This is a genomic window from Craurococcus roseus, assembly GCF_039523795.1.
GTDB lineage: Bacteria > Pseudomonadota > Alphaproteobacteria > Acetobacterales > Acetobacteraceae > Craurococcus > Craurococcus roseus.
Map to the genome: position 1 here is coordinate 1 of NZ_BAAAFZ010000041.1, position 1,409 is coordinate 1,409.

Below are 1,409 nucleotides of genomic sequence, written 5' to 3' on the forward strand. Positions count from 1 at the left end.
CATGCTCGCGCCCGCTCCGGACGCCGTCCCGCCCGTGCGCGGCGGCGAGCGGGGCCGCCCGCGGCGGCGCCCCGGCAAGCCGCACGCCGACAAGGGGTACGACCACCGGCGCTGCCGCCGCGAGTGCCGCGCCCGCGGCGTCCGGCCCCGCATCGCCCGGCGCGGGGTGGAAAGCAGCCAACGCCTCGGGCGGCACAGGTGGGTGGTGGAACGCACGCTGGCGCGGCTCGGCCGCTCCCGGCGCCTGACGGTCCGCTACGAACGCCGCGCCGACATCCACCTCGCCTTCACCACGCTTGGCTGCGCCCTCGTCTGCCTCAACCAGGTCAGGCGGTTCTGTTAGGCGCTTGCTCTGTTGAAAGGCTCACGCCGCATCGGCGAGGAGCATGAGGCTGTGGGTGACGACGCGCAGGACGAGTTCGCGCTGCTGAGCTGCGTCTCGCCGTGCGGTCAAGGCGGAGCCGAGGCGTCGTTTGTGCTGGCTGAAGCCGCTCTCCGCGTGCCAGCGCTGGTGGTAGAGCGCGCGCGGGAACCGCCGCCGCATCGCGCGCCGGCAGGGCGCCTTCGGCCAGCGCCGCCCCGCGTTGCGGGGGTTGAGCGGAATCGCGGTGTGGCGGACGCCCAGGTCCTCGCGGCAGAGGCGGTGGTTGTGCTCGGCGTCGTAGGCCGCGTCCGCCAGGGCGGTGTCGATGGCGACCAGCCCCGCCGCTTGGCGCATGGCCGGGGCGAAGTCCGGCGAGTCCTGGCTCGGTCCGACGCCCGGCACGGCGCCGAGGATCAGGTGCGAGTGGGCGTGGACGACGGCCGTCAGCTTCGGCCAAGCCCGTTGCCGGTGGCCCGGGCCCGCCCGTCGCATGCCGAAGTGGGCGCTCACGTGCCGCGTCTCGGGCCCGGTGGCATCCACCGCGGCCACCGGCGCCCGGTCGATCAGGCCCCGCTTGCGCGCGTGTCGGACCACGGCGGCTTGAGCGCGGGCGAAAGCCCCCCGGCCTCGGCACCCGCGAGGATCCGGCGCGACGCATGGGCCAGCGTCGAGTAGTGCGGGACCTTGCGGAGCCTGAGGGCGCGGCGGAGTTCAGCCCACTCGGCCACGAGCGCGACGACGCCCCGGTAGTCGGTCTTCAGGAACTGCCTCAGCACCAACAAGGCGAAGAGCTGCGGCTGCGTGTAGTCGTGCCGCGACCACCGGCTGCCGTAGTCCGGGAGCGCAGCCCGCCCGGCCGCGATCGCCTCCCGCGCCACCCGGACCGCCGACTTCGACATCTGGCGCATCAGCCGCCTCCCGCGCCCGAACGGGGCGAAAGCCAGCCCAAGCGCCCTCACCGGCGAAGGGTTTCAACAGAGCAAGGCGCTCTCAGAGGGTGTCCGAGAAGCCCGGCGCCGGTGGTGTAGTCTGCCCCCTGGCGGCT

3 protein-coding genes are annotated in these 1,409 nt (G+C 74.5%); 1 reads left to right on the plus strand and 2 read right to left on the minus strand.

The window, feature by feature from the left end; translation table 11 throughout:
- Positions 1 to 343 (plus strand): transposase (locus tag ABD067_RS14170; RefSeq protein ID WP_343895962.1); only part of this gene is annotated, 343 nt, incomplete at its 5' end.
- Between the two features lie 21 nt (positions 344 to 364).
- Here the strand turns inward: ABD067_RS14170 and ABD067_RS14175 are convergent.
- Together ABD067_RS14175 and ABD067_RS14180 are read right to left on the minus strand one after the other, a co-directional pair.
- Positions 365 to 958: a transposase gene (locus tag ABD067_RS14175; RefSeq protein ID WP_343895963.1), complete on the minus strand. Its 594-nt coding sequence runs from the start codon at positions 956 to 958 to the stop codon at positions 365 to 367.
- The gene (locus tag ABD067_RS14180) at positions 928 to 1,272 is read right to left on the minus strand and encodes a hypothetical protein (RefSeq protein ID WP_343895964.1); all 345 of its coding nucleotides are present in this window, start codon (positions 1,270 to 1,272) and stop codon (positions 928 to 930) included. Before ABD067_RS14180 ends, ABD067_RS14175 begins: the two co-directional genes overlap by 31 nt.
- Positions 1,273 to 1,409: the final 137 nt, after the last annotated feature.

Excerpts from the sequence above, each read along its gene's own strand:
- ABD067_RS14180 (WP_343895964.1), bottom strand. The coding sequence starts at position 1,272 with ATGCGCCAGATGTCGAAGTCGGCGGTCCGGGTGGCGCGGGAGGCGATC.